The organism is Paenibacillus fonticola DSM 21315 (assembly GCF_000381905.1).
Classification (GTDB): Bacteria; Bacillota; Bacilli; order Paenibacillales; family Paenibacillaceae; genus Fontibacillus; species Fontibacillus fonticola.
On record NZ_KB907264.1, the window covers coordinates 1 to 21,598 of the forward strand.

At 43.9% G+C, this 21,598-nt stretch carries 20 protein-coding genes and 1 other RNA gene; 19 read left to right on the forward strand and 2 right to left on the reverse strand.

Annotation, left to right across the window (positions count from 1 at the left end; translation table 11 throughout):
* Both ssrA and G358_RS0118980 read left to right on the forward strand, forming a co-directional pair.
* Positions 1–294, forward strand: a transfer-messenger RNA (tmRNA) gene (ssrA, locus tag G358_RS32490); the annotation flags it as partial.
* Positions 295–520: 226 nt separating this feature from the next.
* On the forward strand, positions 521–1,129 hold the full coding sequence (locus G358_RS0118980) for a DUF4352 domain-containing protein (protein ID WP_019638834.1): 609 nt from the start codon (positions 521–523) through the stop codon (positions 1,127–1,129).
* Between the two features lie 542 nt (positions 1,130–1,671).
* On the opposite strand, the gene G358_RS0118990 is transcribed toward G358_RS0118980, so the two are convergent.
* The gene (locus G358_RS0118990; protein ID WP_019638836.1) at positions 1,672–2,415 is read right to left on the reverse strand and encodes a TrmH family RNA methyltransferase; all 744 of its coding nucleotides are present in this window, start codon (positions 2,413–2,415) and stop codon (positions 1,672–1,674) included.
* A 598-nt stretch (positions 2,416–3,013) separates the two neighbouring features.
* Between G358_RS0118990 and G358_RS0118995 the strand changes: the two genes are divergently transcribed.
* From G358_RS0118995 to G358_RS0119005, 3 genes are all read left to right on the forward strand, one after another.
* The gene (locus G358_RS0118995; RefSeq protein WP_019638837.1) at positions 3,014–3,355 is read left to right on the forward strand and encodes a hypothetical protein; all 342 of its coding nucleotides are present in this window, start codon (positions 3,014–3,016) and stop codon (positions 3,353–3,355) included.
* A 28-nt stretch (positions 3,356–3,383) separates the two neighbouring features.
* On the forward strand, positions 3,384–4,034 hold the full coding sequence (locus tag G358_RS0119000) for a DUF3885 domain-containing protein (protein ID WP_019638838.1): 651 nt from the start codon (positions 3,384–3,386) through the stop codon (positions 4,032–4,034).
* A 304-nt stretch (positions 4,035–4,338) separates the two neighbouring features.
* Positions 4,339–5,592, forward strand: coding sequence for a mechanosensitive ion channel family protein (locus tag G358_RS0119005; RefSeq protein WP_019638839.1), 1,254 nt, complete (start codon positions 4,339–4,341; stop codon positions 5,590–5,592).
* A 32-nt stretch (positions 5,593–5,624) separates the two neighbouring features.
* Here G358_RS0119005 and G358_RS33175 read toward each other — a convergent pair whose 3' ends face one another.
* On the reverse strand, positions 5,625–5,867 hold the full coding sequence (locus G358_RS33175) for a hypothetical protein (protein WP_157274425.1): 243 nt from the start codon (positions 5,865–5,867) through the stop codon (positions 5,625–5,627).
* Positions 5,868–6,110: 243 nt separating this feature from the next.
* Between G358_RS33175 and G358_RS0119010 the strand changes: the two genes are divergently transcribed.
* The 14 genes from G358_RS0119010 to G358_RS0119075 all read left to right on the forward strand — a co-directional run bounded on the left by G358_RS0119010 (position 6,111) and on the right by G358_RS0119075 (position 21,584).
* Positions 6,111–7,037: a serine hydrolase domain-containing protein gene (locus G358_RS0119010; RefSeq protein ID WP_019638840.1), complete on the forward strand. Its 927-nt coding sequence runs from the start codon at positions 6,111–6,113 to the stop codon at positions 7,035–7,037.
* A 135-nt stretch (positions 7,038–7,172) separates the two neighbouring features.
* A complete protein-coding gene (locus tag G358_RS32495; RefSeq protein WP_240480070.1) occupies positions 7,173–7,574 on the forward strand; it encodes an HNH endonuclease in 402 nt (133 codons plus the stop codon).
* Between the two features lie 348 nt (positions 7,575–7,922).
* Positions 7,923–9,236: a BaiN/RdsA family NAD(P)/FAD-dependent oxidoreductase gene (locus G358_RS0119020; RefSeq protein ID WP_019638841.1), complete on the forward strand. Its 1,314-nt coding sequence runs from the start codon at positions 7,923–7,925 to the stop codon at positions 9,234–9,236.
* A gap of 32 nt (positions 9,237–9,268) precedes the next feature.
* Positions 9,269–10,600, forward strand: coding sequence for a BaiN/RdsA family NAD(P)/FAD-dependent oxidoreductase (locus G358_RS0119025; protein ID WP_019638842.1), 1,332 nt, complete (start codon positions 9,269–9,271; stop codon positions 10,598–10,600).
* 75 nt (positions 10,601–10,675) lie between these two features.
* The gene (locus G358_RS0119030) at positions 10,676–10,984 is read left to right on the forward strand and encodes a hypothetical protein (protein WP_019638843.1); all 309 of its coding nucleotides are present in this window, start codon (positions 10,676–10,678) and stop codon (positions 10,982–10,984) included.
* Between the two features lie 188 nt (positions 10,985–11,172).
* Positions 11,173–12,021, forward strand: a complete 849-nt coding sequence (locus G358_RS0119035) for an ATP-binding cassette domain-containing protein (RefSeq protein WP_019638844.1) — start codon at positions 11,173–11,175, stop codon at positions 12,019–12,021.
* A gap of 41 nt (positions 12,022–12,062) precedes the next feature.
* Complete coding sequence (locus G358_RS0119040) at positions 12,063–12,866, forward strand: ATP-binding cassette domain-containing protein (protein WP_169447446.1); 804 nt, start codon at positions 12,063–12,065, stop codon at positions 12,864–12,866.
* Positions 12,859–13,608 carry an energy-coupling factor transporter transmembrane component T family protein gene (locus tag G358_RS0119045; protein ID WP_019638846.1) on the forward strand — a complete coding sequence of 250 codons (750 nt, stop codon included), beginning with the start codon at positions 12,859–12,861 and terminating at the stop codon, positions 13,606–13,608. The genes G358_RS0119040 and G358_RS0119045 overlap by 8 nt, the downstream gene beginning before the upstream one ends.
* A gap of 24 nt (positions 13,609–13,632) precedes the next feature.
* Positions 13,633–14,214 (forward strand): hypothetical protein, encoded by a 582-nt coding sequence (locus G358_RS0119050; RefSeq protein ID WP_019638847.1) that lies wholly within the window; start codon positions 13,633–13,635, stop codon positions 14,212–14,214.
* Positions 14,215–14,242: 28 nt separating this feature from the next.
* The gene (locus G358_RS0119055; protein ID WP_019638848.1) at positions 14,243–15,673 is read left to right on the forward strand and encodes a PQQ-dependent sugar dehydrogenase; all 1,431 of its coding nucleotides are present in this window, start codon (positions 14,243–14,245) and stop codon (positions 15,671–15,673) included.
* A 123-nt stretch (positions 15,674–15,796) separates the two neighbouring features.
* Positions 15,797–16,957: a cobalamin-independent methionine synthase II family protein gene (locus tag G358_RS0119060; RefSeq protein WP_019638849.1), complete on the forward strand. Its 1,161-nt coding sequence runs from the start codon at positions 15,797–15,799 to the stop codon at positions 16,955–16,957.
* 213 nt (positions 16,958–17,170) lie between these two features.
* On the forward strand, positions 17,171–18,763 hold the full coding sequence (locus G358_RS0119065; protein ID WP_019638850.1) for a restriction endonuclease subunit S: 1,593 nt from the start codon (positions 17,171–17,173) through the stop codon (positions 18,761–18,763).
* 27 nt (positions 18,764–18,790) lie between these two features.
* Positions 18,791–20,314 carry a class I SAM-dependent DNA methyltransferase gene (locus tag G358_RS0119070; protein ID WP_019638851.1) on the forward strand — a complete coding sequence of 508 codons (1,524 nt, stop codon included), beginning with the start codon at positions 18,791–18,793 and terminating at the stop codon, positions 20,312–20,314.
* Positions 20,304–21,584: a restriction endonuclease subunit S gene (locus G358_RS0119075; RefSeq protein WP_019638852.1), complete on the forward strand. Its 1,281-nt coding sequence runs from the start codon at positions 20,304–20,306 to the stop codon at positions 21,582–21,584. The genes G358_RS0119070 and G358_RS0119075 overlap by 11 nt, the downstream gene beginning before the upstream one ends.
* The last annotated feature ends 14 nt before the right edge of the window (positions 21,585–21,598 follow it).

The window sequence follows — 21,598 nt, forward strand, 5'->3', positions numbered from 1 at the left end:
GTTATTTTTACTTTGAAGTATTTGGTTCGGGAATATTCTACCTGGAATCCATGGATCATTAAATTGAGTGCATTAATCGACCGATATAAACACGTCTGTCAACTTAATAGAATGGGTTTTATTGAGGATTGGGAGAGGCATTTGAGATCCGTTCCGACAGATATTATTTGGAGATAAACGGTGTCCGACAATTATACGGGAGTCTCTAGGGTGACATCAAAACTGTCACTACACCCGTAGAAGCTTATGTGGCGTTGCCTTCGGACAGGGGTTCGACTCCCCTCGCCTCCATAATTAGCATGAGAAAAAGCGACCATGATTGGTCGCTTTTTTGCATCTAAAGGATACTTATGGTCCCTTGGACGAGATGTGACATACTCTCCCCAATGGTTGGCAAAATTACATTAAGGCAGTGACTAACGATTCGGGACGAAAGGAAGAGAAAATGTTGAAAAAAGTGAAACTTTGGAACCGAAAAACTCGAAATATGTGGTAAAATGTAGAAAAGGGGGAGAGAGTTTTGAGAAAAACTAGTTTGGGAATTTTACTTTTGGCACTGTTATTAATGGTTGCCGCATGTGGAGGTACTGCGACATCAACAGGAACGCAGAATGCTAATACTTCTGTAAAGGATCAAGGCTCTGCAGAGAACGCAAATAATGAGCAGAAAGATGACGCTGTTACAGCAGAACCGGCTGAGGAGCCTGAAGAATCGAAAGAGGTTGTTTACAAAGTAGGGGATAAGTTCAACTTGGGTGATTGGGAAGTTGTGCTGGACTCCTTTGAATTCAATCAAAAAGTCAGTGACGAATACTTTTCTTCTAGTGCAGACGAAGGTAATAAGTTTTTAGTTTTGAATTATACGGTTACCAATGAGGGAACGGAAGCAGACAACTTTACGTCAATGCTTGGCGGAGTTGAAATGAAGGCAATATTTAACGACAAATATGAATATGATTATACGGTTACGATGATAGATAAAGACCTTAGCAATGAAAGTATTAAGCCGTTATCTTCAAAAACCGGATTTGTTGTAATGGAAGTTCCTGACACAGTAGCTGAATCAGAAGATGGTTTGATCCTAAAGCTGGCAAAAGATAAGGACAATGCGACTATTAATTTAAGATAGCCGAAGTTTCCACTAGTACGAAAGAAACCGCAAGCGTAAGGGAGTTCTCCCCAAGGCTTGCGGTTTTTTTTGAGAGTTCCATCGCTTTAAAGAAACCTGCACCCCTCTGCATCAAATGAAGGAATAAACCTTATACAATGGCACACCATCTTCCAACCTTAAAACATTAATACATATTTAATGCCATCCAATTTAATAAATATGGACGATCATTATTCGCTGGCACCTTATACCACTCGAAAGTATTCTTCACCATTTATTATACTAAGCTGCCACTTGTTTGAGGCTTTCCAGTTCGTTTGCACAATTTGACATTCTTTAATGTGCCGAAGCCATGATAGTAACAAAGATTCTCCAACTTCTATTTTCATTGCTATCCTCCAAGAAAAACTATATGCAATTCCAATTTACAGATTAAGCACATGCTCTGATGTAACGGGATTGGGATCGGCCCGGTTTGATGAAGGGAGATTTGGAAAGTAAAGAAGAGGGCTTCCGCCCTCCGATGAAGCTTCAGAACCGTATATACGAGAGAATGTTAGTCAGATGAGCTTGTTTTTTGACGCGAACAAATAGGCGCCGATACCCGCGGCAATGGATAGATTCAGGGAATCCACGTCTGGGGTTTGCGCTATTTTCAAGCCGGTACCCACATGGCTAAATATTTCTTCGTCAAGACCTGAAGCTTCATTTCCGAAAACAAGGGTAAACAGCTCCGTTACGGGACAGGTCTCGGGTGTCAGTGTGGTTGCAGCACGAAGCATGAAAGAAAACAGGTCGTGCCGACCGAACTGGCTGCGATATGACTCGAAGCTGGGAAAGGAACAACATTGAATCCGGAATAATGCTCCCATAGAGGCGCGGATGGTTTTGGGGTGAAAATGATCTGCTCCGGGAGTAACGATCCCGAGATTGCCAAATCCCAAACCTGCGGTTATCCGGATAATGGTGCCGAGATTGCCCATATCTCCAGGATGGACGAGGAGAATATGAGGTTTATCGGAAGCAAGTCTATCTGAATATTTGGAAAACACCCCGAACACGAAGCAATTTTCTTTCCGGTCGATCTTGGCAAAAGCCTTATCCTGCTGGACAACTGGAATATGCTGCGTCTGGCAGAGGGTTTCAAGTAGACTGCGATCCCGATAAGCAGAATGGATATAAACGACTTTTACGTTCTCCGGTCGTGCCTGAATCATTTCAATAGTGGCGTATGCGCCAAGGGTATAGCTATAGTCTTGCTCTTTACGATATTGCTTTAATGCGAAGTTTGTCATGCTTGTCATCGAAACCCGCTCTCCTTTATGAGTTAATTTCATATAGGATGCAAAGTCTCTGGACCAACAGACCTAACTCAGGATGCCAATCTATTAGCTCCACACAAGGTTCAGGGTCTGTTTGCCCTTAAGACTTTGCGTGGAGCAGATCGAGTGTTACACCAAAATGGATAGCCAAAGGATTCACCCTCTTTCTTAATTTTCCTGATATGATTATATCACTATCGCAACTTAAGCACCTAATTAAAGGCAGGAGGCTCAGATAAAGTAAAGGGTTATCGAAAATTAGCTTCGTCCGAATAGGTAGCTGAAGTTCTCCGGCAGCCGCTTGTTGCGCTAACGGGTAGATAGTTCAATATTTCTAAACTGCAGAGCCACTCTAAATAATGGGTGGCTCTCACTCACCGGACCGACGGCTCAGTATGCTCCGGAGTATTCAAGTCCAGACAGACGTTGGATTGAAATCTGTCTGAAACCGTCTATCCATATGACTTTTAAGCAATATGGGTTTTAGCATACCGTAAAGTTGAGCTATCGGGCAGTAGTCTTAAGTGCTTTTGTGTTAAAATGTATGGGAATTTTCATCTACGTAAGGAGTGAGGAATAGATGGACGACCTAGCGGATGTAGAGGCTAAAATAACCTTCTTGAAAGAAGAAGAAGGCGGCAGAACGAGATCAGTATTATCTGGATATCGTCCTAATCATCGCGTTAGAGATGACTATCTAACAACGGGTACCCATCATTATTACGATAAAGAAATCGTTCAAATGGGCGACACTGTTTTGGGTACGATTACTTTTATTTCTCCAGAATCTTATCCTAGATGCTTGTGGGTAGGGAAAACGATATCTATTCAAGAAGGTTCAAGAGTAGTGGGTTATGCCGAAATAACCAACGTTTTTAATCATATCTTGTTAAAAGATGATTCAACTAACGGGAAACGATAGTGAAACAATTAGTGATAAAGGTGATGAAATGAGCGCAGATTTTCAGGATTATTTGCGATCAAATTTACATGGAATATCATTAGAACCGCCACTATTTTATAACTCAGTTATAGGAATTCGCTTTGAGTTGGGTGTCCCATATAGGGGAGTAGAGCACCCCTCGTATTTTGAAACAGTTAAAAAACGCTCTGAGACTTTATTTGAGTCAGTTTTTTCGGAAAGTGACGAATTGTACATTGTTAGAGGGACATATGAACCACAGCCACCCTATGAAACCATTAATTCTGACGGGGTTAATGTATTTGCAAAATATGTTGATACGGAGATCGCCAAACATGTTACTTGTTTCGAAGAAAAAGCAGACTACGATGAAGATACTCACCAGTTAACGGGATATTCCAAAAGTTATAGTCTGTTATGTTGTGTAAAGAAAGTAGATTACAAAGGCATATTGAAAGCCATTGGCCATGTTGATTTTCCGAGTATGGGAAAATATATTTCGGACCGGATTTACTTTATACACCCTAAGAAGAAAATCGTGTTTCATATGTATGATGACCGTGGATTGGACATAGTTGCTGCCCGCACGGAGGATTTAATGAAATTGTATAACGAATTTAATGATTGGATTTTAGATTATGATAGGGAAAAGATCGATCGAATATTTGGAATTAGATGAAAAACAGCGAACTGATCGCTGAACTAATGTAAAAAGCATAAAGGTTTTTCTTCAGGTAGAAAATGTAGGTGACCAAAATTCGTCTGATGCTGTGATCGGTTTTAGTTCCTTTAAGGCGTATAATAGTACACCATCCGCATAAGGATGGTGTTTTTGCACTCTATTGCATTACAATTCATTGAACTTAGCTCCTAAGACTGAGGAAATTATTTTCGTCCCCGTAATGTCTTTATCTTGGACTTTGCTTAGCGCTAAAATCTAACTTATAATTATAGGTTAATCTGAACTGCCTTAGGAGGAGACAATGGAATTTATCAAGAACCAACTAGACGGATATGGCATGAGCGAACAGATGATTGGATATCTTTCGAATATGATCATGGTCGTTTTTATAGCAGTGGTCTCTATACTAGCCAATTTCATAGCCAAAAAAATCGTGTTGAAGACGATTATTCATATTGTCCATAACAATCGGTATACGTGGGATAATGTCATTTTGGAGAAAAAAGTGTTCCATAAGCTGTCGCATCTCGTGCCAGCCATCATCATCTATTATTCTGCGTCCACCTTTCCGCCCTATCAGGCTTTGATTGAAAAGGCTGCATTAACGTACATGATTATTGTAACCATCGCGGTGCTTAATGCGCTGCTCAATGCTTTTGATGCGATATATCGTTCGTTTGAAGTCTCCAAGATCAGACCGATTAAGGGATACATTCAGGTGGCGAAAATCGTCCTATTCATCATTGGCGGCATTGTGGTGATCTCGAATCTAATTGGTCAAAATCCTTTGATCATTCTCAGTGGGCTTGGTGCTTTATCGGCTGTTCTAATGCTAATTTTCAAGGATTCGATATTGGGCCTGGTGGCAGGCGTTCAATTATCGTCGAATGATATGGTGCGTGTCGGTGATTGGATTGAAATGCCTAAATATAATGCGGACGGCGACGTGATCGACATTACGTTAAACACGGTAAAGGTTAGGAATTTTGATAAGACGATCACGATGATTCCGAGCTACGCCCTTATTTCGGACTCGTTCAAGAATTGGAGAGGCATGCAGGTATCCGGTGGCCGAAGGATTAAGCGAAGCTTTCATATCGATACGAGCAGCATAAGCTTTTGTACCCAGGAAATGATAGAGGAATTCCAGAAGATTCACCTTCTTTCCGATTATGTCACGACAAGATTAGATGAAATCAAAGCATATAATTTAGAACACCAGATTAATACGGAAAGCAAAGTGAACGGTAGACAGCTTACGAATGTGGGGGTGTTCAGAGAATACATCCATCAATATCTGCGGAACCATCCGAAAATTCACCAGGAAATGACGCTGATTGTCAGACAGCTAGCACCGGGAGATAACGGACTGCCATTGGAAATCTACGCTTTCAGCAATGATACCAACTGGGGAGTGTATGAATCGATTCAGGCGGATATCTTTGACCACATTTTTGCGGTTGCCCCGACATTTGGGCTTCGCGCCTTCCAAAATCCAACAGGCCACGATATCGCCCGTCTCAAGGAAAGCACGCAATTTTCGCGAGGGTATTGAGATAGGATCGGGGGGGGAGGAGTTGAAGCGATTTACAAGGTGAAGGTATGACTGAAGTAAGTCTGATTCAGGCGACTAGTTGGGCATGAGTTCGGTACTTTACCGGATTCATGTCTTTTAGTTTGGCCTTCACCAATACCATTAAAAACGAACACCATATATTTTTGTAAGGATTTCCGGTTGCCGTTTTGTACTGAATGAAATGCAAAGTTTATGACATAGGGATGGCAAAGCTGCCATCTCTTTTGTTGTTCAGTAAAAATAAAATCGACCAATCATCCCCCCCCATTGTGGTAAAATAAGGATTGAATTGACGAGCAATAAATTATAGTTCTAGTATAATGTAATTTGAAAAACTGCGAGGAAATTTATCTATCTGTCATACATAATAATACATATGCCATTTATTTACATAAGAAATAAGGATGTAAACCATCAGGGGGAAGTTGAAAAAGCTTTTCATGAGGAACCAATTTATAAAATTGGGATTAAGTAGTGTTGAAAGTGGGAGATCTTAATTGAATATTTTGTGGAAAGACAAGAAACAAAACTTAACAGATGTATTCAGAAAAGAGAAAATACATAGTTGCTTAATCAGTAGAAACAATAACTTTATATTTGAATACTTTAAAAATAAAAAGCAACAAAGCAATATGCATAAAATTAATTCATGCACAAAAAGCATAGCCTCATCGTTAATTGGCATTGCTTATGATAAGGGACTTATTTCAAGTCTCTCAACGCCGATTGTTGAATACTTTCCGATACTAGTTAAAGATTCTGATCATAGAAAGAGTACTATTACAATTGATCATCTCCTTACAATGAGTGCAGGCTTTAATTGGCCAGAGATGGGAGAATGGGGCGGCTGGCCGCAGATGATTCACAGCTCAAATTGGGTGAATTATGTTTTGGAAAGACCATTAGCGCATGCTCCAGGCGAGCATATGAATTATAACTCGGGATGCAGCCATTTATTAATGGCGATACTCCAAAAAACGACAGGAACAAATGCTCAGGAATTTGCGAATGACAACTTATTTTCCAAACTCAAATTTAGTGATTATATTTGGCATAAGGACCCGCAAGGTATTAATATAGGTGGCTTTGGGATTCATCTTACCATTCAAGACATGCATAAAATGGGTCAATTGTTTCTGAACAATGGCAGGTGGGACGGGAAGCAGTTAATTAATGGCGACTGGGTTGAACTAACAACGCAGCCTGTTTTTCTAACCTATAAACATTTTGGTCACTATTGCCGACATTGGTGGTCTTCAGCTACTTCTGAGGATGAAAGGTTTTACTTTGCCATGGGTATGGGAGGACAATATATTTGTGTGATACCGTCGAGAGAGATGGTCATAACCATTACGTGTGATACAAAAGGAGATACGCTTATACCACTTCATATTATCGAATGTATTTTAAAAAGTGATGAGTAGCGATGCTCCACACCATGAACACCATCCGCATGAGGACGGTGTTTTTGTTTATAATAAGTCAAAGCATTTCGTACAGTTGGAGTGAAATAGATGAATCATAGTCATAATGAGGGAACAATGATAACGGTACTCAATATGGATGGTCAAGAACTAACACCATGTTTGCCTCATCGAGCTTGGCGGGAAGTCGAGCGTTCTCGTGCCGTCTGGATTGATGAGGAGACGATCCAATTACTTTATAACCCGTTCTCGTTTCGTGACTATCGAAAAGTTGCGCTAAAACGGGATCATCACACTTGTTTGTGGTGCGGACGTCCCGCCACGACAGTGGACCATATTATCCCCTCAAGCAAAGGCGGCTCGGATCTTCCATACAATCTGCTTGCTTCATGTAGCGATTGTAATACGAAGCGAGGAAACCGTACTGCGTTCTCTTATCTTGCCGAAAATGCACATTCGGCTCCTAATCTTATCAAGCTTTGTTGGCGCATTTTTAGAGCTAAATACAGACACCAATATGTAAAAAACGATACTTGAGCAAAGGTAGAGAATTGTCGTTTCTACCACTAAAGTCGCTACAGGAATCGTAGCAGGCGTTTGTTTTACCGACATTAAAACTGTGACTACACCCATGCGAAGCTCGCCTGTGTGGCGTTGCCTTCGGACAGGGTTTCGACTTCCCTCGCCTCCACCATCATGAACACCATCCGCAATGAGGATGGTGTTTTTGCTATATTTAGGGTATTACTGTAATGGGACGTTATACCGGGATTATGCGGTGCATACTCCTATGTTATAATTAGAAAAAGCACAGTTTTTTTCGGAAAATCACATTTCACATTTCCTATATATAAATCCATTGGACAAGGGGTGCATTGACCAACCATGCACGATGATCAGGCTTTCTTGCACCACAAATTGATTATTATCGGCGCAGGCGCATCAGGACTCATGGCCGCCGTTACTGCGCGGGATTTAGGTATTGATACTGCCATTCTGGAGGGCAACGACCGAATTGGGAAAAAAATTACAATGACAGGCGACGGTCGATGCAATATTACGAACGATTCTACTACGACGGATACGGCCGACGAAACGGTGGCCTTATCACGAATGTATCACGGCAGTCAGGCTAAATTTACGTTGCCTGTGCTGCAGCAATTCGGCATTCGTCAAACGATTGACTTCTTTCAGGTGCTCGGGCTGCCGCTTACAAAATTGAAAGAGGGCTTCATGTACCCGATGTCGCTGCAGGCTGCATCTGTGGTGGATATTTTCGAACTTGCTCTAGAGGAGCGGAACATTCCGGTATACCTTAACAACAAAGTGGTGGATGTTACCGTATCGGCAGATCATCCACGATTTATGATTACATGCCGAACGGAAACAGGGGAGCAGGTTGTTTATACTAGCGAATATCTGTTTCTGTGTACGGGCGGTCTTACCGGCCAGAATGCGGGGACGGACGGGTCCGGGTATACACTGGCCCAGCGAATGGGACACTCCTTGGTCAAGCCTGTTCCGGCCCTCGTGCAATTGAAGGTGAAATATCCATATCAGAAGGCGCTATCCGGCATCAAACTCCAAGGACGAGCCGATATTCTCGTGAACGGCAAGGTCGCCCGCAGCGAAACCGGCGAAATTCATTTCACCGATTACGGCTTCTCTGGCCCAGCGATTCTGCAGCTCGGGCGGAAGGCAGCCGTTCATCTCGCGAGAGGAGATTCTGTGACGGTATCCATCGATTTGATGCCGAACCGCACGGAGGAAGAGGTTATCGAGTTTCTGGAGATGAACTGGGGAACGTTCGCGCACCGAACGGTCGCGGAATCCTTCGTTGGTTTCTTACACAAGAAGCTGGTCTCCGTCCTGCTGAAGGAAGCGAAAATCGATCAAGAGCCGAACCTGCTTTGCCAGGATCTCTCGTGGAAAACGAAAAAGATCTTTTATAAGCTATTGAAGAGTTGGGACTTTAAGGTGACTGAAACCCAAAGCTTCGAGCACGCGCAAGCGACAGCCGGCGGCATCGCTACGAAAGAACTCGTCGCGGATACGCTGGAATCGAAGCTCGTGCCGGGGCTTTATTTAACCGGCGAGGTGATGGACGTCGACGGCGACTTGGGGGGGTACAACCTGCAATGGGCCTGGAGCTCCGGTTATGTGGCCGCGATGGCGTTAGGGAAACACATTTTTAGTTAAAGCCATTAGAAAAAGGAATGAATTCAACACATATGTATAAATCGAAATCTACAATGCACCACAAGCTGTTCATTATCGGTGCAGGCGCTTCAGGTCTTATGGCCGCCGTTACTGCGCGTGACCGGGGGATTGATACTGCGATTATTGAAAGCAACGACCGGGTCGGCAAGAAGGTACTAACGACCGGCAATGGGCGCTGTAACATTACGAACCAATCCACGGCGACGGGTACAGACGAAGCGGCCAATTTATTCACCAAATATCACAGCAATCAAGCGGAATTTCCGCTGCCTGTGCTGCAGCAATTCGGCGTTCGGCAAACTGTCGACTTCTTTAACACACTCGGCCTCCCGCTGACCGCGATAGAGAATGGCCGAATGTATCCGATGTCGCTGCAGGCTGCATCGGTGTTAGAAGTTTTCCGGATTGCGCTGGAGGATCGGAATGTTCCGATATACTTCAAAACCAAAGTATTGGACGTTACCGTGTCGGAGGGACATCCGCGATTTACGATTCAGTGCGAGACGGAGGCAGAGGGAAAGATCACATATACCAGCGATTATCTCTTCCTCTGTACGGGCGGTCTAACCGCTCCAAAGACAGGAACGGATGGCTCTGGTTACACACTTGCTCAACGACTGGGACATACCCTGATCGATCCTGTACCCGGGATTGTTCAATTGAAGCTGGATAGCCCCTATCTGAAGGAGCTTTCCGGAGTTAAATTCGAGGGATGGGGGCATATTCTTGTAAATGGTGAAGTTATCCGCAGTGAATATGGAGAGGTGCTGTTTACGAATTATGGCGCTTCCGGCCCGCCGATTCTCCAGTTAAGCCGAAAGGCTGCATATCAACTTGCAAGGGGAGAAATGGTAACCTTATCGCTGGACTTGATGCCAGACCGGACAGAGGAAGAGGTTGTTGATTTTTTCGATACGCATTGGGGAATGTTCGGACACCGGACGGTGGCTGCTTCCCTGATCGGCATTTTGAACAAGAAGCTGATCCCCGTTCTCTTGAAGGAGGCGGGAATCGACGATCAGGACCAGAATATGCTGTGTCAGGATCTATCGTGGAAAACCAGAAAAGCCTTGTGCCGCCTTATGAAGCATTGGGATTTCATCGTGACCGATACCAATGGTTTCCCGAACGCCCAAACGACAGCCGGGGGAATCGACACGATAGACTTAAAAGAAGGAACGCTAGAATCGAAGCTCGTGCCTGGGCTCTACTTCGCCGGCGAGGTGATGGATGTGGATGGGGATTGCGGTGGCTACAACCTGCAATGGGCCTGGAGCTCCGGCTATTCCGCCGCGATGGCTCTTGCGGATCAACTCGCATGCATTACGGAACAAGATGGATAGCTGCTTGCTCCTCGCACGCGGGGAAAACACATCGGTGAAATAAAGATAACGTAATAAAGATGGTGGGGGTACGGGATGAATACGAGGTATCGAATTACGAGAAATGCGGACGGCAATCACCCGGATCAAGTCATGTCTCTTGATGAATGTAAAAGCTACTTTGCAACTCAAACAGATTTTGTATATGCACAGGAGTATTCCTTTCGGTCAGCTGATGCGACAATGAAGATTCCGGGAGATTTCTTTCTTTGGCGGCTAGGAGAGGCGACAATTCCATTCCGATATTATGAGGGAGACCTGTATGTAGCCGTATCGCATGAGATTATTTTTCAGAAAATGTTAGAAGTGGTTGAGCATTTAAATGCGCAATATATAGAAGGTTAAGGTAGAGGGCACCTATAGGGTGCTCTTTTTGATCTTGAATTCCACTATTGGTTGACTATGTAACATAACAAACAGGCCTTTGATCATATAAATGGTGAATGTATATATGTTCTCTTTTTTAGTGTAGGAAATGGCCGAAATGGCTGATCAAATATTGTATATTGAAGCTTTGGAAATGGGGTAACGATATGACCGATTCCTCCAAATCACCAGCTGTTCTCTTCGAGAACGTTTCATTTCGATATACAGAGCAAAGTGAATGGATCATCAAGGATATTAAATTTAGCATTGCGCTGGGTGAATGGGTATCCATCGTGGGAGGAAACGGTTCGGGGAAATCGACTTTAATTAAATTAATGAACGGATTGTTGAAACCAAGTTTAGGAAAAGTGAATGTCCTTGGTGAAAATATCGAAATGGCGAATCTTCTTAAGATTCGCAAGTGTGTTGGGGTTATTTTTCAAAACCCTGATGAACAGATTGTGGGAGTAACTGTTGAAGAAGATATTGCATTCGGTTTGCAAAATCTGATGCTCCAGAGGGATGAGATCATTTCGAGAGTAGATCGTATGATGAAACTACTGCAACTGGAGGAGTTTCGAAACCGCCCTGTTCGAACCTTATCCGGAGGGCAGAAGCAGTTGGTTGCGATTGCGGGCATACTTGCCATGCACCCCAAAATCATCGTTTTCGATGAAGCCACCTCCATGTTGGATCCACAAAGTACCATCCATCTGCACAGCCTAATGTCTGATCTTCATCACAAGGGATTCACCGTGATCCATGTGACTCATCATCCAGAAGACATATTAAAGGCAGATCGGATACTGGTGTTGAATCAAGGTAGACTTACTTTTGAGGGAGATGTCCCCACCCTAATGAAGCAGCCTGAGATTCTCCAAGATGCTCATACGCTGCCGCCTTTTGTTGTACGCTTCAAGGAATCGCTTTATAGGAGAGGAATAGAGCTGTCAGGCGGCTGCAAATCGGAAAAGGAATTGGCTAAATCCATATGGGAATATATTTCTGCGATGTAAGCTATACGCATGCCAAAGGGACGCCTATGGAGCATAGAGCGGTGAAGTGTATAACTATGTCCATCCCTGACGGACAATTTATGGCGATCATGGGTTCATCCGGGTCTGGAAAATCCACGTTAGGACAGCTTAGTGCGGGTTTGTTGAAGCCGGATAAGGGTACAGTGTACGTGGATAATATCCCGATCAACAACCGCAAAAGCCGTTCTCAATTATGGAACAAAATCGCTTATGTATCCCAATTCCCGGAGCACCAGTTGTTTGAAGAAACGGTATTTCTGGATATCGGCTTTGGCCTTCGCAGGATGAAGTATAGCGATCATGAAATCATGGCCAAAGTGAAGGAAACCATGGAACTAGTAGGGCTGGACTTTGAACGGTATAAGGATCGATCCCCTTTTCAGCTTAGCGGCGGAGAACAAAGACTTGCTGCATTGGCAGGGGCACTAATCAAAGAGCCAAATATTCTTATATTGGACGAACCGACAGTTGGACTTGATCCGTCAGCCCGTATGAAGTTTCATGCTGTACTGACCTTTCTTAAACGAACACGCCGAATATCCATAGTCTACATTACTCATGATCTTCAGGATGCATTGGAGCATGCAGATCGTTTGATCCTTTTACATCACGGAGAATTAGTCCATGACTTGAAAACAACTGCAATTCATAGCGTGCTTGATCATCCTGGCATTCCTTTATTTCCAACCCCGCTACTGCGTCTACGTAAAGAACTTGAAGTCATTTTCCCAGAATTAATTGATTCAGAGATCGTACAGGAAAACAAGCTCCTCAACTACGTATCTGAACGAATTCTACGTATCTCGGAGATGGACAATGAGTAACCTTGGCGCATTTTCCTCCTTGCAGTATGTAGCAGGCGATTCCTTACTTCACCGGCTGGACCCCCGTTCAAAATATGGTTTTGCTATCAGTTATTTGGTAACCCTTGTTTCATCCAACTCCTTAATAACGAGTTGGATAGGTATGGTTATCGTCATATCCTCCTATCTGCTTTCCGGGTTTCATCTTCTTATGGTATGGAGGAATCTTCGAGGTATTATTGTCGTCCTATTCATATTGGGTAGTATTCAAGCCAGTCTAAATGGGATAGAAGCCGCAGCTCTAGTGACGTTAAAAGTGCTTTCTTTTTTCCTGATGATCACATTGATGTTATCCACAACGCCGCCTGAAAAACAAATAGAGGGACTTCGTAAATTATTATCCCCTGTACGCCGCTTAGGGATCAATACGGAAACGTTTGTGTTTATGTTCACTGTAGCCGTTATTTATATGCCGCTGCTTTTGGAGGATACCATGCGAATCATGCAGGCACAGAGAGTCCGTGGATTGCGTAACGGCAGATGGAATATAGCGAGGAGAGGGAAAGATATGTTTTTACTTTTAATACCTGTACTCCTCATGATTTTAAGGCGGGCAGAACGATTGTCAGAGGCCATGGAGTCCAGATGTTATCAGCCGGGATGCGAGCGAACGGGTTATGTTCAACTGAAAATAGCTAAACACGACATCATCGTTTTGATTCTGGCAATCTTGCTTCCATTTATTCTTCTGTACCCAATATAAAGGCAGGAGGGAGGCTTCATAACAATGCGTAAACTTCTCCTAAATTATTGGACAAAACCGTTACCACAAATGGAGAACGAAAAAATATTACCCCGGGTTGGTGCAACCCAAACTAAGACACTCATTATCATTGCGTTTTTCAGCGCCCTTACTGCATTACTCCAATCGGCGGGAGGCTATTTGCCAGGACCGGGATACTTGATCAGCCCATTTTCTACTGCCCCAATTGTATTATCGGCGCTCATTTCGTTACGCTCGGGCCTTACTGCCTATGCACTTAGCTGCTTGTTATTGCTTCTTATCCAACCAAGCGAATTAATCGTCTTTCCATTTACTACAGGATTACTTGGATTAGCATTGGGCATCGGCATGACACATTTCAAAAATCGGATTCAGGTTATATTATTTTCCGCAGTCGCGTTATGGATGGGTATTGCGCTAGTGGTATATGCCTTTCGCTTTCCAATACTCGGACCGACGGTTTCAATAAACTTTCAGATGGACATCAGCGTGTATGTCTTTCTTTTTAGCTTGCTTTATAGCGGGATATGGACGGAAATTAGTCTGCGGCTATTAGCGAGATTAAAAAAAGCCGTGCAAAAATAATAATTAAGGGGAAGGAGCGTGATGTTAGTTGATAAAAGTGAAGGTGAGTTTACGGCCCATTGTAAGTAAGATCAATTTACCCACTGTTATGAAAACAGCTATACTTCCGGGTGATTCAGTTGAACGATTGTTTATTGCAACCCAGGTAGGAGAGATCTTTTACATAGGCAATGGAGATATAAGGACCTTTTTGGATATTCGCCCCCTAGTCATCAAGCTAGGTACTTCTGAACCGGGCGTTTCTCGTGGTGGATATGATGAACGGGGATTGGTCGGGCTGGCGTTTCATCCCGAGTTTTATTATAACGGTCTGTTTTATCTTCATTATTCAGTAGCGGGAACGCAGGGTCCAGGTGCTCTTTCTGAACATTTTAAGCCTAATCCGTGTGATCCCAGAACTTTAAACTTAAGGTGGGTAAATAGAGAAACTCAATATGATCATATTGATACCGTTGAAGAATGGATTTTACAATCGAATGGCCAACCTCGCAAACGGCGGACACTACTTCACTTAAGAAGACCATTTTTTAATCATAACGGTGTTAATAGCTTAAACTTTTCACCCGAAACAGGAAAGCTTATTCTAACAACCGGAGATGGAGGATCAGGGTATGATCCCTTTAATTTAAGCCAGGACGATATGGAGATAGCCGGTAAAATCATAGAAATTGATGTAGCTAAGCATACATTTATCCATGATCCACCTGTAGTCACACGTTTTAATGAACTTCCCGCACCTATTCAGGAAACCCTTACGGTCATTGCCAAAGGGGTTCGCAATATCCCAGGCATTTCATTTCAAAGGTATTATAATTCGTATATCAAATATGTGGGAAATGTTGGTCAGGATTTGGTAGAATCGATTTTTTCATTCGTTCATTATAAACCCATACCGGTTACTCAGCTTATTCAAGCTTCTATGATGAATTCTGAACTTGATCAAGAAGGATTTATTAACTTTGGCTGGCGAGGGTGGGAAGGAGCTTTTCCTACTTCGTTTATAAGGGGCTGCTCTGCAAATCCGACTTTGGATGAGAAGACAATTGCTTATTACGATGAAGCCATAAAAACTTCTGTGAGGCGAATTCAGCCTTTAACAAGTTATTATCATAAAGATCCCAGACCTGATAAATTTGGAGGAACTGCACTTACAGGTGTCCAGTCATATATAGGGAATCAAATCCCCCATTTAACGGGAAGCGTTTTGTTTACCGACCTTGCCCGGAATGAAGGAGATGGGTCTCGGGTTAAAGGAGTTTTAGCTTATGCTAGGGTAAGAGCGGATTGTAAACTAAATGATTTTAGTGTTATTGAAACCGATTATAATTTTGGATCTCAATCCGCTTATTTTGTTAGTTTGGGGTCGAATTTAGATCAAACCAGACTATATTTAGGGGTTTACAGCTCTATGAAAGTAACTGATTTCAACCAAGGTACTGTGTTTGAAATTGTTCCATAATTCGTAGCTAATTCCCGTTATAGCTTTTAGCTATAACTAGTTATGACTTTTGGGTGTTACGTTATAATAACTCTTCCATGCTACAATCAGAGCATTACGAGCCAGACCGAGGAGGTTTTTTAAATGAGCAGTAGATTTCAACTAGTAGGCAGTTTGTTGCGGCCGTCCGAGCTATTGAGATATAAAACACAAATAGAACATCGGGATGACATCAGCTATCCATTTTATCAGGATTTTGAGGGCTATAAACAGTGTGAAGCAGAGGCAATTGAGGCTGTGATTGAAAAACAAAAGGAGCATGATCTGTCCATTATTACGGATGGCGAATATTCCAAATCCATGTGGCATCTAGATTTTGTTTGGGGATTTCAAGGAATTGACCGCTATATTGCGGATCATGGATACTTCTTCCGCGATCTGGATGGAAGTTCGAAATATGAGACGCGAAAAGATATTGGCTTGCGCATTACAGGTGAATTGAGCGGAAAAAACCATCATTTTATTGGAATTTTCAAAAAACTCCAGGCTCATGCTGGTGATCGTGAAACGAAGCTATGCGTGCCTTCTCCATCCCACATTTTTGGTGAGTTATCATGGTCGGATAACATTGGCGGCAAGGATGCGGTTTATAAAGATCGACATGAGCTTAAAAATGGCCTCGTCCAGGCATATAAGGAATTTGTTGAGGAGTTTGCGGCGGCTGGAGGGAAAATTCTGCAATTTGACGATTGCTTATGGGAACTGTTTGCGGATGACAATCCGAATTCTCCGTATACCGGTGAGAATATCAATCAAGAGGAAGTACAAGCCCTTGCTGCTGAATTTATTGACATTAACAATACTGTCATTGATTTTGCTCATGGTTTAGGTTTGAAAATGTGGACGCACAATTGCCGCGGCAACTATGATTCCCGGAATATGGGGGGCGGCTCCTACGTGAAAATCGCTAATCTGTTCCTGAAGCAGCTTAAATATGACCGTTTCTTCCTGGAATGGGATGATGAACGTGCAGGTTCACTTGAGGCGCTTGCAGTGTTCAAGGATAAGCCAGAAACAGAAATTGTACTTGGCTTGTTGTCATCTAAGACGAATATGTTGGATGATGAAGAGCGTGTTCTCAGAATGCTTGATGAAGCATCGAGTATTATTGACAAGGATCGTTTGCTGCTATCCCATCAATGCGGATTTGCCTCTTGTGATGGGGGTAATGAATTGACTGAGGCTGAGCAGTGGGCAAAAATTAATCAAGGACAAAGAATTGCCCGGGAATACTGGAGTAAATAGGAAAAGACATCTATCAATATATATATGAGACCCGCTCCTGGAGCGGGTCTTTTCTTTTTCTATGATGAAATGGCAGTTCGAATGTAGCCCAAAACTGCTCAAGCGATTCAGAAAAGAGTCGAACTTAACGATGTTTATTTTTTAGTATTGTAATACCAAATAATTGTGTGGTATAGTTTACCTAGATAAGCTAGGAATAAAGTAGGTGATTCGTTGATAGAAGACTTTTGGAATCTATGTCTTAACCATGATATTAAATCGCGAGACCAATTGCTTCGCGAAGCTGTACGCGTGGTGAAGATGAAGCAATACATAGAGCTGGTTCCGGCTGAGGAGCGGGCCGAACTTGAGCGTCATCCGGACAAGCTGTTTGAACGAATGCTGGCTCAAATCGGAACGATCGAGCTGGGGCATTTTCCGGGGGATCGAGAGTTGTTTTACAGACTCTATCACACAGGTAAAGATCTCAATCTGGCGGAATACGGCCATCAAACGATCCGGCAGGATCGGGTTATAGCTACGCTGCAAGTGCACTCGAGTATATTTCAAGCCTTTACAGACGCACCCGAAGGGCAACAAGAGAAACGTTGGCTTCTTGCCGAAGCCGAGAAGTTTATGGAGGGCTTGGCGCGGTTCATACCTCGGCCTAACGTGAATTTTACACTTTTAACCGAAAACTATATCCTTGGGCGTTTATTAAAAACACATTTCGCGGGTCAGGATCATATACAGGTCGTTCAGGGTTCCATCTATCAGCCTTTGCCGCTGCCGGATCGGTATGATGCGATATTGACCGTTCCTAATTTCGGTCTGAAGCTGGATGACGAGTCAGCCGCAGTTCGGGAAGCGGAAGGCGCAGCCATTGAGCATTTGGCTCCGCTTTTATCATCCGGAGGTAAACTTGTAGCTGTTCTGCCGGCGCGGATGATGTTTCAGTCCGGGGCGATCGGCGACTGGCGGAAGCGGATGAACGAGCTGCACCCAGTAAGGTCGGTTCATTCCCTGCCAGAGGGTTTATTCAGACCCTACACTTCGGTGAAAACTTACGTCGTAGCTTTTGGCTGCGGACAACTTCCAGAGGAAGTTCCTATCAGCCGATACAGGTTGCGGGATTCGGATGTGTTAGAGGAAGAACAAACGGTAATGCTGAAGGCAGCCTCCTTTCAGCAGCTGGAGGACTGGCGAATCGAACTTCTCCTGGAGCAGGACAGCGATACTCTAATAGCATTTCAACAGGCGGCGGTGCCCAAAGTCAAGCTGAAGCAGATGGCGGATATTTTTCGGGGGAAATCGATTTTAAAGCAGGATCTTCGTCCGGGCTCCATTTCGGTACTGAATATCTCGAATCTGGAGGATGGAGAAGTGAAGCTTGAGCAGATGGAGACCATCGAGGAAGAGCCGCGCAAAGTAAGACGTTATGAGGTGCTTCCGGGAGACCTAGTGATGACTTGCCGAGGCACGCAAACGAAGCTGGCCGTTGTTCCGGAACATTCGCAGATGGTCATAGCATCGGCCAATATTATTGTTATTCGTTTTCGGGAACAGATGGACAGCATGTATGCGAAAGTTTTTTTAGAAAGTCCGGTAGGTATCGCCCTAATTCAAAGCTTCCAGCGCGGCACGACCGTCATGAACCTGAATCCGGCGGATGTCGGAGAAATCGAGGTTCCGCTGCTCCCGCTAGAGAAGCAGCGGGCGATTAGCGAAGCCTATATCATAGAGAAAAAGCGTTATTCGGACGTAGTTCAAGCGGCCTCCCGGCGTTGGGAAGAGCAGCGGGAACAAATTTATTCAGCACTATATTAAGCAAGCATACGAGGAGGTTGCTAAAGCATGGCAACAGCAAACATTGGATTTGAAGAAAAACTGTGGGCGATGGCGGACAAGCTGCGCGGAAGCATGGATGCTGCAGAATATAAGCATGTCGCGCTTGGACTACTTTTTCTGAAATATGTATCGGATGCGTTTGAAGAGAAATACGCGGAGTTGGAACTTGAACCCTATGCCGATGCGGAAGATCGCGACGAATATGCCGCTGCGAATATTTTCTGGGTACCGAAGGAAGCTCGCTGGAGTAACATTCAGGCCAACGCCAAGAAACCAGAGATCGGCCAAATCATCGATAACGCCATGATCTTGATCGAGAAAGAAAATTCGTCCTTAAAAGGGGTGCTGCCGAAAGATTTTGCCCGTCCGGCATTGGACAAGACCCGCCTGGGGGAAGTCATCGACGTATTTTCCTTCAAAGTCGGCGACAAGGACAGTCGTTCCAAAGACGTGCTCGGCCGGGTGTATGAGTATTTCCTGAGCAAGTTCGCTAGTGCTGAAGGTAAGAACGGCGGCGAGTTCTACACGCCTTCCAGTGTCGTACGTCTTCTGGTTGAGATGATCGAGCCTTATAAGGGGAGAGTCTATGACCCTTGCTGCGGTTCCGGCGGGATGTTCGTGCAAAGTGAGAAGTTTGTCGAGGAGCATCAAGGGAAAATGGGCGACATCGCCGTCTATGGGCAGGAATCCAACCCGACGACATGGCGCCTCTGCAAAATGAACCTGGCGATCCGCGGGATTGATGGTAATCTGGGAGAGTTCAATGCGGATACGTTCCATAACGATCTTCATAAGAATATCAAGGCCGACTTCATTCTAGCCAACCCGCCGTTTAACATCAGCGACTGGGGCGGCCAGCGTCTGACGGAAGACACCCGTTGGCAGTACGGGATTCCACCGGCAGGGAACGCTAACTATGCCTGGATTCAACATATCTACTCAAAGCTTGCTCCAAACGGGGTGGCGGGTTTCGTATTGGCAAATGGCTCCATGTCCACAAGCACGACCAGCGAGTTGGAAATCCGCAGAAAGCTCGTAGATGATGATAGGGTTGATTGCATTGTTACGCTGCCGGGCCAGTTGTTCTATTCGACACAAATTCCGGTTTGCTTGTGGTTTATGGCCAGAAACAAGGCACCAAAGGGCCTACGCGATCGCCGCGGCGAAATTCTGTTCATCGACGCTCGCAAAATGGGTCATATGGTCGACCGCACCCATAAAGAATTAAGCACGGAAGATATCCGGAAAATTGCCGATACGTACCATACTTGGCGTGGTCAGGCGGAGGCCGGGCAATACGAAGATGTGAGGGGCTTCTGCAAAGCCGCGAAGCTGGCTGATGTTCAGGAGCATGAATATATCCTGACCCCGGGGCGTTATGTGGGGATCGAAGAGGCCGAAGAAGACAGCGAACCGTTCGAAGACAAAATGGTGCGCCTGACGAGTGAACTGGCCGAGCAATTCGCAAAATCCCGTCAGTTGGAGGACGAGATTCGGAAGCAGTTGGGGGGGATTGGGTTTGAGTTTTGAGGTTACCGAAGAAGTTACCATTGGTGAATTACTTAAACAGAATAAACTTGATATCCAGACTGGCCCTTTTGGGACTATGCTGCAAGCAAGCTCATATGTTGATAGAGGAGTTCCTGTAATAGCTGTTAAGGATATAGGAGTTAATAAGGTTATACATGGACAATCTCCATGTATAAATGAAACAGATGCTAATAGGCTGAGTAAATATAAGCTTAAGTCTGGTGATATCATCTTCGGTAGAAAGGGGGCTGTTGAGAGAAGAGCTCTTATTACTGCAAATGAAGAGGGCTGGATTCAAGGGAGTGATTGCATGCGAATTCGCTTCAAAAGCAACGACATTAATCCTACTTATATTTCTTATTTCTTTGGGTCTGAATATTATAAAAGTTGGATCCTTCAAAATGCTCAAGGGACTACAATGCTTTCACTCAATCAAGAGATATTAAAGCGTGTTCCTTTACCAATTAAGCCATTAGAAATTCAGAACAGGATTGCAACTATTCTAAAAACATTAGATGACAAAATTGGACTCAACAACGCCATCAACAAAAACCTCGAAGAAATGGCTCAAGCTCTTTTTAAGCGCTGGTTTATTGACTTTGAATTTCCAAATGAGAATGGTGAACCTTACAAGTCCAGCGGGGGAGAGTTTGAGGAAAGTGAGTTGGGGTTGATTCCGAAGGGGTGGAGGGTATCTGTCCTTTCAGATGTCGCAGATATTTTAATGGGGCAGTCACCAAAATCGGAATTTTATAATGAAAAAGGTGAGGGACTTCCTTTCCATCAAGGAGTCACAAATTATGGTTTTAGATACCCAAGTTTACACCTGTACAGTTCTCAACTACTAAGAGTTGCTTCGCAAGGAAGTATTCTATTAAGTGTACGAGCTCCAGTGGGAAGAATTAATATTGCAAATACTGATATTGTTATCGGCCGTGGTTTAGGAGCGTTAAACTCGAAATTGGATTGTAACTCTTATCTCTTCTATTTATTGAAAAATCTCTTTATGAAAGAGGATCAATACGGTTCCGGGACAATCTTTAACTCAATAACCAAAAAAGAGTTGGAAAATATAAAATTAATTCGTCCTTCTGATTCAATTGTTCAGGAGTACGAAAAAATCTGCTCAAAAATCGATGAAAAAGTTCTGTCTTTATCTAAAGAAACGGACGCTCTTATTCAAACCCGCGATACCCTTCTCCCCAAACTCATGTCCGGAGAGATTCGCGTACCGCTGGACGAGGAAGAACTCGTCAACAGCAACAAATAACATACTTATTGCCC

Excerpts from the sequence above, each read along its gene's own strand:
- G358_RS0118995 (WP_019638837.1), top strand. The coding sequence starts at position 3,014 with ATGGACGACCTAGCGGATGTAGAGGCTAAAATAACCTTCTTGAAAGAA.
- G358_RS0119005 (WP_019638839.1), top strand. The coding sequence starts at position 4,339 with ATGGAATTTATCAAGAACCAACTAGACGGATATGGCATGAGCGAACAG.
- G358_RS0119060 (WP_019638849.1), top strand. The coding sequence starts at position 15,797 with ATGAGCAGTAGATTTCAACTAGTAGGCAGTTTGTTGCGGCCGTCCGAG.
- G358_RS0119025 (WP_019638842.1), top strand. The coding sequence starts at position 9,269 with ATGTATAAATCGAAATCTACAATGCACCACAAGCTGTTCATTATCGGT.
- G358_RS0119035 (WP_019638844.1), top strand. The coding sequence starts at position 11,173 with ATGACCGATTCCTCCAAATCACCAGCTGTTCTCTTCGAGAACGTTTCA.
- G358_RS0119050 (WP_019638847.1), top strand. The coding sequence starts at position 13,633 with ATGCGTAAACTTCTCCTAAATTATTGGACAAAACCGTTACCACAAATG.
- G358_RS0119000 (WP_019638838.1), top strand. The coding sequence starts at position 3,384 with ATGAGCGCAGATTTTCAGGATTATTTGCGATCAAATTTACATGGAATA.
- G358_RS0119045 (WP_019638846.1), top strand. The coding sequence starts at position 12,859 with ATGAGTAACCTTGGCGCATTTTCCTCCTTGCAGTATGTAGCAGGCGAT.
- G358_RS32495 (WP_240480070.1), top strand. The coding sequence starts at position 7,173 with ATGGATGGTCAAGAACTAACACCATGTTTGCCTCATCGAGCTTGGCGG.
- G358_RS0118990 (WP_019638836.1), bottom strand. The coding sequence starts at position 2,415 with ATGACAAGCATGACAAACTTCGCATTAAAGCAATATCGTAAAGAGCAA.
- G358_RS0119070 (WP_019638851.1), top strand. The coding sequence starts at position 18,791 with ATGGCAACAGCAAACATTGGATTTGAAGAAAAACTGTGGGCGATGGCG.
- G358_RS0119020 (WP_019638841.1), top strand. The coding sequence starts at position 7,923 with ATGCACGATGATCAGGCTTTCTTGCACCACAAATTGATTATTATCGGC.
- G358_RS0119030 (WP_019638843.1), top strand. The coding sequence starts at position 10,676 with ATGAATACGAGGTATCGAATTACGAGAAATGCGGACGGCAATCACCCG.